7 protein-coding genes are annotated in these 8414 nt (G+C 66.2%); 6 read left to right on the top strand and 1 reads right to left on the bottom strand.

From position 1 onward, the window contains the following. Positions 1-112: 112 nt before the first annotated feature. Positions 113-1066, bottom strand: a complete 954-nt coding sequence (locus N5D45_RS20385) for an AraC family transcriptional regulator (RefSeq protein ID WP_010485049.1) — start codon at positions 1064-1066, stop codon at positions 113-115. A gap of 446 nt (positions 1067-1512) precedes the next feature. Between N5D45_RS20385 and N5D45_RS20380 the strand changes: the two genes are divergently transcribed. From N5D45_RS20380 to dld, 6 genes are all read left to right on the top strand, one after another. Then, the gene (locus tag N5D45_RS20380) at positions 1513-2271 is read left to right on the top strand and encodes an SDR family NAD(P)-dependent oxidoreductase (protein ID WP_049452746.1); all 759 of its coding nucleotides are present in this window, start codon (positions 1513-1515) and stop codon (positions 2269-2271) included. A gap of 130 nt (positions 2272-2401) precedes the next feature. Continuing rightward, complete coding sequence (locus tag N5D45_RS20375; protein ID WP_005410036.1) at positions 2402-2854, top strand: MgtC/SapB family protein; 453 nt, start codon at positions 2402-2404, stop codon at positions 2852-2854. Positions 2855-3078: 224 nt separating this feature from the next. Next, positions 3079-4737: an L-lactate permease gene (gene lldP / locus N5D45_RS20370; protein ID WP_164193959.1), complete on the top strand. Its 1659-nt coding sequence runs from the start codon at positions 3079-3081 to the stop codon at positions 4735-4737. Positions 4738-4790: 53 nt separating this feature from the next. Continuing rightward, positions 4791-5555 (top strand): transcriptional regulator LldR, encoded by a 765-nt coding sequence (gene lldR / locus N5D45_RS20365; RefSeq protein ID WP_049482024.1) that lies wholly within the window; start codon positions 4791-4793, stop codon positions 5553-5555. A 4-nt stretch (positions 5556-5559) separates the two neighbouring features. Further along, a complete protein-coding gene (gene lldD / locus N5D45_RS20360) occupies positions 5560-6699 on the top strand; it encodes an FMN-dependent L-lactate dehydrogenase LldD (RefSeq protein ID WP_010485059.1) in 1140 nt (379 codons plus the stop codon). Beyond that, positions 6696-8396, top strand: coding sequence for a D-lactate dehydrogenase (dld, locus tag N5D45_RS20355; protein ID WP_164193962.1), 1701 nt, complete (start codon positions 6696-6698; stop codon positions 8394-8396). The genes lldD and dld overlap by 4 nt, the downstream gene beginning before the upstream one ends. The last annotated feature ends 18 nt before the right edge of the window (positions 8397-8414 follow it).

Genomic DNA, 8414 nt, shown 5'->3' with positions numbered 1-8414 from the left:
CTGGCCGGCCTCCGCGATGGCACGGGAGCGTGTCGACCAAGGTCGACACCTGCCAGGGCTGGGCCATGGCATGCCGATCGACCAAGGTCGGCACCTATCAGGGCACCAGCCTTCAGCCCACCTTCGAGGGGCCCGTGCGCCAGCGGCTGGGTACCAGGCCGAAACGTTTGCGGAATGCAGCGGCGAAATTGCTGGGGTGGCGGTAACCACTGGCGGCGGCGGCCTGCTCAACCGTCCATCCGTCTTCGCGCAGCCCCTGTTCGGCGTGGCGCATGCGCTGCTCGTGCAGGTAGTCGAATACCGAGCAGCCGTACTGCTGGGCGAAATGACGGCGCAGCGAGCTCGGGCTCATGCAGGCCAACTGGGCCAGTTCGATCAGACTGTGGGCATGGCTGGGATCGTCGTGCAGGTAGGCGCGCACACGCTCCAGCCGCTCGCGCTGGCCCGCGCGCAGCGTTCGTACATGGTCGGTCTGCAGATCCTCGGCCTTCAGGCCAACGGCCAGCAGCTGCAGTGCGACGCCTTCCCGCCACAAGGCGTCGATGCCGTCCTCCCATGGGCTGTCGAACAGCTGGCCCAGCACTGGCAGCAGGGTATGCGGAATGGCCCAGTGGCGGCATTCCAGGTGGGTGTTGAGCGCGGTTTCCAGCTGCGGCAGATGGAACAGGTCCGGGTCGATCTGGCCGGGCACCATCACGCTGACGCCGCGCATGCGCGTTTCGCCGGGATGCGCACCCGTCATCTCGACCTGTTCGCGGTGATGCGCGGTCATTGCCGTGCCAGCGCGCAGGGTGAAACCAGCGCGTCGCGGAATGCGCACATCGACCTGGCCCTGCAGCATCACGCGGATGGCCAGGCCGGGACTCTGATGGGCGGTCGCCACATAAGGAAAGCGATTATGGACGTCGGAGGCGATCAGGCTCATGCCGCCGCGCAGGAACTGCTCGTTGACCTCGCCATGGCCGGCCCACTGGTCGTCGCGCAGGTGTTCCGGGTCGGCGCGGTAATCGAAGCCATGGCGGTGGCCGAAGCGGCGGTAATCAGCAAAAGTGAAATATCGGGACATCGCTCGGCACGTGCTTTGGAGGTGGACGCTGGCATTACCTCGCCCACGCACTCTGCAACACAGATGCAGATCCGGTCGTTACCCGTGAGACATGCTGGGAAGCAGTGGCATGGGCACTCTGGAGGGTGGGGGGAACACCAGGTTGAATTGAATGTGTCGGAGAAAATGGAAACGTTTCCCATTGTCGCCTCGATTCGCGCGCTTTTGATTTAAATATGGTCAAAACGATTGACGATTACGGCCAAAGTGAAAATGCCGCCGAACATACGCCAGCGTTTTGCATGCATATCCGTACGCAATTCCATACATCAACTTGAGTTGAGGTTTCATGGCTGGAACGATCCGCCATGGACGCGATGTCAGCCAGGCCATCACGGGCGCACGCGTAGGGTGGGGCGGTTGGCTGTTGCAGGCCACTTCGATACCCCCACTGATGGAGAACGCAGATGATTGACTACCAGCTCACCGGCAAGACCGCGATCGTGACCGGCGGCGTGTCCGGTATAGGCCTGGCTGTGGCGCAGACCCTGGCGGCGTCCGGCGCGCGGATCTCGGTCTGGGATCTGAAGCAGGATGCGGTCGATGCCACCGTGGCGCAGTTGCGGGATGCGGGTGCACAGGCCATCGGCATCGCGCTGGACGTCACCGACGACGCTGCGGTGGAGGCGGCAGTACAGCGCACGATCAAGGAACTCGACGGCCTGCATGTGGCGGTCAACAACGCCGGTATCGGCGGGCCGGCTGCCAGCAGCGGTGACTATCCGATCGATGGCTGGCAGCGGGTTATCGACGTCAACCTCACCAGCGTGTTCCTGTGCCAGCGTGCGCAGATCCAGGCGATGCGAGCCGCTGGAACCGGCGGCAGCATCATCAACATGGCCTCGATCCTGGGCCAGGTGGGCTATGCCGGTTCCACTGCGTACGTGGCGGCCAAGCACGGCGTGGTTGGGCTGACCCAGACCGCCGCCTGGGAACATGCGGCCGACGGCATCCGTGTCAACGCGGTCGGCCCGGGCTTCATCAGCACACCGCTGCTGGAGAAGATGGACCCGAAGGTGCGCGCCACGCTGGAAGGCCGCCATGCATTGAAGCGGCTGGGCACGGCCGAGGAAGTTGCGGCGCTGGTGGCCTGGCTGGCCAGCGACGATGCCTCGTTCGCGACCGGCGCGTACTACGCCATCGATGGTGGCTATCTGGCGCAATGATGCGGTAATCGCAGGCGACGGTGATGCCGGGCAGGGCCCGGCGCTGCCGGGTGAACGGGCTGTGGTGCGGCCTTCACCGTTGTGCCACGGCTGCCGCGCGACGCTCCGGGAAAATCCCGGAGCCTCTCCCATGGAACTCACCCAGGATGTCTCGATCCTGCTGCGCGTGGCCGCAGCCATGTTGTTCGGCGGCGTGCTCGGCGTCGAGCGCGAGATGGGCAAGCACGCGGCGGGCCTGCGCACGCACATGCTGATCGCCGGTGCCGCCGCACTGATTGTCGGCCTCGGCGACTCGGTGGCTGAGCATTTCCAGCAGGAGCGCTATCGCGACCTGCTGCAGGTCGACCCGGTCCGTCTGATCGAAGCGGTGGTGGCCTGTGTTGGCTTCGTTGCCGCTGGCACCATCCTGCGCGGCTCACGTGAAGACCAGGTCAGCGGATTGACTACCGCAAGCTCACTGATCATGGCGGCGGCCATTGGCATCGCCGTGGGCATCGGTAAATACGTGATTGCGATCGGCGTCAGCGTGCTGTGCGTGCTGGTGCTGGCGGTGATGCGGCGGTTGGAGAAACGGATCTCGTAAGGAATCTCGAGTTGCCGGCCAGTGGCCGGCATTACCATGGCGGCCTGAATGGTCGGACCAATATGACATCTAGCGCTATGGTCTAATAGGCTCTTCGTCGGAGTGGCGGTTAAATCCGCTGCAAGTGGTCTGATCGAAATCCTTATTGGTACGACCAATGTTCGACAGTCACGGCGACCCACCGCCTGCGGTGGGGCACCTTCCGCATCCAGTCGAGAGTCTTCATGCAGCCCTGGCAACACCTGTACGACCCCGCCGGCAACCTGTGGTTGTCCAGCCTGATCGCGCTGCTGCCGATCGCGTTCTTCTTCATTGCCCTGGCCGTGCTGCGCATGAAGGGCTGGCTGGCCGGCACGATCACCGTGGCCATCGCACTCGGCGTGGCCCTGCTGTTCTACGGCATGCCGCTGAGCCAGGCGCTTGGCGCGGCCGGCTTCGGCTTCGTCTATGGCCTGTGGCCGATCGCCTGGATCATCATCGGTGCCGTATTCCTCTACAAGGTCTCGGTCAAGACCGGGCAGTTCGACATCATCCGCGCCTCGATCCTCTCGGTCACCGAGGATCAGCGCCTGCAGATGCTGATGGTCGGCTTCGCCTTCGGTGCCTTCCTGGAGGGCGCGGCCGGTTTCGGTGCGCCGGTGGCGATCACCGCGGCACTGCTGGTCGGGCTGGGCTTCAAGCCGCTGTATGCCGCCGGCCTGTGCCTGATCGTCAACACTGCGCCGGTAGCGTTCGGCGCGATGGGCATTCCGATCATCGTGGCAGGGCAGGTCACCGGCCTGGATGCATTCGAGATCGGCCAGATGGCCGGCCGCCAGCTGCCGTTCCTGACCATCATCGTGCTGTTCTGGATCATGGCGATCATGGATGGCTGGCGCGGCGTCAGGGAAACGTGGCCGGCGGTGCTGGTTGCGGGTGGCTCGTTCGCCATCGCGCAGTACCTGACCTCCAACTTCATCGGTCCGGAACTGCCGGACATCACCGCGTCGCTGGCGTCGCTGGTGTGCCTGACCCTGTTCCTGCGCCGCTGGAAGCCGGTGCGGATCTTCCGCTTCGATACCGAAACCAGCGCCGAGGCGGCCGCACAGGCACTGGAAGCGCCCCGCTACAGCGTTGGCCAGATCGCCAAGGCGTGGTCGCCGTTCCTGATCCTCACCGCGATGGTCACGCTGTGGAGCATCAAGCCGTTCAAGTCGCTGTTCGCGGCGGGTGGCCCGCTGGAAAGCTGGGTGCTCAAGATCCCGGTGCCGGGCCTGGACCAGATGGTGCAGAAGATGCCGCCGATCGTGGATGCACCGTTGAGCTACGAAGCCGTCTACAAGTTCGACTGGTTCTCGGCCACCGGTACCTCGATCATCCTCGCTGCGGTGATCGCGATCATCGCGCTGCGCATGCCGGCCCGTTCGGCGCTGCGCACCTTCGGCGAAACCGTGCGCGAGCTGCGCATGCCGATCTACTCGATCGGCATGGTGCTCGCCTTCGCCTTCATCGCCAACTATTCGGGCCTGTCGGCGACGCTGGCGCTGGCATTGGCGCACACCGGCGACGCGTTCCCGTTCTTCTCGCCATTCCTGGGCTGGCTGGGCGTGTTCCTGACCGGTTCGGATACCTCGTCCAATGCGCTGTTCTCGGCCCTGCAGGCAACCACCGCGCAGCAGATCGGCGTGTCCGACGTGCTGCTGGTGGCGGCCAACACCACTGGCGGTGTCACCGGCAAGATGATCTCGCCGCAGTCGATCGCCATTGCCTGCGCAGCGGTCGGCCTGGCCGGCAAGGAATCGGACCTGTTCCGTTTCACGGTCAAGCACAGCCTGATCTTCACCACGATGGTCGGCCTGATCACCCTGGCCCAGGCCTACTGGCTGACCTGGATGATTCCCTGAGCCATGCACGCTTGGCCGACCACCCGCTGCGCGCTTCGGGCCACAATGGCGCCATGAGCACGCAACGTATTTCGGACAAGGTGGCCGCACAGCTGCGCGGCCTGGTGCAGGAACAACAGCTGCAGCCCGGTGACCGGCTGCCGGCCGAGCGCACCCTGGCGGTGCAGCTGGGGGTCTCGCGCACGGCGTTGCGCGAAGCCATCGCGCAGCTGGCCAGCCAGGGCCTGCTGACCGCACGCGTCGGTGGCGGCACCTACGTGGCCGAGCCTGCGGCGCGCGCGCGGCAGGCGCTGGATGAACCGCTGGCGCCGTACCTGCCGCTGTTCCAGGGCGACCCGGAATACCGCTTCGACGTGCTGGAGATCCGCCACGCGCTGGAAGGTGCCACCGCCTGGCATGCCGCATTGCGCGCTACCGACGAGGACCGCACGCGCATCGCGCAGGCCTTCCAGACCATGATGGACGCGCACGGCAAGGACGACCCCACCGGCGAAGCGGAGGCCGACGCGGCTTTTCATCTGTCCATCGCCGAGGCCTCGCACAACCTGGTGCTGCTGCAGGTGATGCGTGGCCTGTTCGAGCTGCTGCAGACCAACATCTCGCAGAGCCGCGAAAAGCTCTACACCTCGGCGAGGACCTTCTCGCCGCTGTCCGACCAGCACCGCGAGATGATGGACGCGGTGCTGGCAGGCGACCCCGAACGCGCGCGCGCCGCCGCGCATGCCCACCTCGAGTTCGTGCACACCACGCTGCGCACCCTCGATGACAACGAAGCCCGGCGTGCGCGGGCCTCGCGTCTACCTTCCCCACACGGTTGACCCCATGATCATCTCCGCCTCCACCGATTACCGTGCCGCAGCGCAACGCCGGCTGCCGCCGTTCCTGTTCCACTACATCGATGGCGGCGCGTATGCCGAGCACACGCTGAAGCGCAACGTTTCCGACCTGTCCGACATCGCGCTGCGCCAGCGCATCCTGCGCAACATGTCCGACCTGAGCCTGGAAACCGAGCTGTTCGGCGAAAAGCTGGCAATGCCGGTGGCGCTGGCGCCGGTCGGCCTGACCGGCATGTATGCCCGGCGCGGTGAGGTACAGGCGGCGCGCGCGGCCGACAGCCGCGGCATCCCGTTCACCCTGTCCACCGTATCGGTGTGCCCGATCGAGGAAGTGGCACCGGCCATCCAGCGGCCGATGTGGTTCCAGCTGTATGTCCTGCGCGACCGCGGCTTCATGCGCAATGCGCTGGAGCGGGCACAGGCCGCGGGCGTGACCACGCTGGTGTTCACCGTGGACATGCCGGTGCCGGGTGCGCGCTACCGCGATGCACACTCCGGCATGAGCGGCCCGAACGCCTCGCTGCGCCGCATCGGCCAGGCCATCACCCATCCGCACTGGGCGTGGGACGTGGGCCTGTTCGGCCGCCCGCATGATCTGGGCAACATTTCCACCTACCGCGGCAACCCGACCGGGCTGGAGGACTACATCGGCTGGCTGGGCAGCAACTTCGATCCGTCCATTTCGTGGAAGGACCTGGAGTGGATCCGCGAGTTCTGGAAGGGCCCGATGGTGATCAAGGGCATCCTCGACCCGGATGATGCGCGTGACGCGGTGAAGTTCGGTGCCGATGGCATCGTGGTCTCCAACCACGGTGGCCGCCAGCTGGACGGCGTGCTGTCCACCGCGCGCGCACTGCCGGCGATTGCCGATGCCGTGCAGGGTGATCTGAAGATCCTCGCCGATTCGGGCATCCGCACCGGCCTGGACGTGGTGCGCATGCTGGCATTGGGCGCCGACACCGTGCTGCTGGGGCGTGCCTTCGTCTATGCGCTCGCCGCCCAGGGCGAGGCCGGCGTGGCCAACCTGCTGGACCTGATCGCCAAGGAAATGCGCGTGGCGATGACACTGACCGGCGCGCGCCGCATCGCCGACATCGGCCGCGATTCGCTGGTCAGCCTGCCGTGAGTGGCCACGATGCCGTGCTGGCGCAGTTGCGCGACGCGGTCGGCAACCGCCATGTACTGACCGGCGACAAGGCCACGCGCCGCTTCCGCCGTGGCTATCGTTTCGGCGACGGCCCGGTGCTGGCCGTAGTGCGCCCGGGTACGCTGCTGGAACTGTGGCGCGTGCTGCAGGCAGCGGTGCAGGGTGGGGCGGCGATCATCCTGCAGGCGGCCAATACCGGCCTGACCGGTGGCTCGACCCCGGATGGCAACGACTACGGGCGGCCGATCGTGCTGGTCAGCACGCTGCGCCTGACCGGTATCCAGCTGTTGAACGAAGGCCGCCAGGTGCTGTGCCTGCCCGGCGCCACGCTGGACCGGCTGGAGCAGACGCTGGCACCGCTCGGCCGCGAACCACATTCGGTGATCGGCTCGTCCTGCATCGGTGCGTCGGTGCTGGGCGGCGTCTGCAACAACTCCGGCGGCGCGCTGGTGCGCCGTGGCCCGGCCTATACCGAGCTGGCACTTTACGCGCAGGTCGACGCGGAGGGCCGGTTGCAGCTGGTCAATCATCTGGACATCGCGCTGGGTGATACGCCCGAGCAGATCCTGCAGCGCCTGCAGGCCGGTGACTACACGGCCGCCGACGTGGGCAATGGCGACGGCCGTGCGGCTTCCGATTCACGCTATGCCGAGGAAGTGCGCAAGGTCGATGCCGATACACCCGCACGTTTCAACGCCGATCCCAGTCGCCACTACGAAGCGGCCGGTTCGGCCGGCAAGCTGGCGGTGTTCGCGGTGCGCCTGGATACCTTCGAGAAGGAGGCCGCCGAGGTCTTCTACATCGGTAGCAACCGCACCGGCAGCCTCACCGCGATCCGTCGCCAGCTGCTGACCGGCTTCGAGCGCCTGCCGATCGCGGGCGAGTACATTCACCGCGATGCCTATGACATCGGCGAGCGCTACGGCAAGGACAGCTTCCTGCTGATCGATCGCCTCGGCACCTCCCGTGTGCCCGCGGCGTTCGCATTGAAGAGCCGCGTCGATGGCTGGTTCGAACGGCTGGGCCTGCGCGGGGTGACCGACCGGGTGATGCAGGTGCTGACCGGCCTGCTGCCCTCGCACCTGCCAAAGCGCATGGGCGAGTTCCGGCAACGCTACGAGCATCACCTGTTGCTGAAGGTCTCTGCCCAGGACGCTGCGGAAACCGAGGCCTGGTTGCGCAGGTTCTTCGCCGGCCACGAAGGCGGCTATTTCCACTGCACGGCCGAGGAGGGACGCAAGGCGTTCCTGCATCGCTTTGCCGTGGCCGGTGCCGCAGTGCGCTACCGTGAAGTGCATCGTGACCAGGTGCAGGACATCGTCGCGCTGGACATCGCGCTGCGACGTGACGACGCCGACTGGTTCGAACAGCTACCGGCGGATATCGACGGCCGCCTGCTGCACAAGCTGTATTACGGGCACTTCCTCTGCCACGTGTTCCACCAGGACTACATCGCCCGCAAAGGTGAAGACCCGATGGCGATCGAGCATGCGATGTGGGCATTGCTGGACCAGCGGGGCGCCGAGTATCCGGCCGAGCACAATGTCGGCCACCTGTATCCGGCCAAGCCGGCGCTGGCGGGCTTCTACAGGCAGCTGGACCCGAGCAATACGTTCAATCCCGGTATCGGCCAGACCTCGAAGGCCAAGGGGTGGGGTGGCTGCGACTGCGGATGATGTAGAGCCGAGCCGGCG

Source organism: Stenotrophomonas sp. GD03819 (assembly GCF_029841665.1).
GTDB lineage: Bacteria > Pseudomonadota > Gammaproteobacteria > Xanthomonadales > Xanthomonadaceae > Stenotrophomonas > Stenotrophomonas geniculata.
The sequence above is the reverse complement of the archived record's forward strand: the minus strand, read 5'-3'. Positions and strand labels throughout refer to the sequence as shown.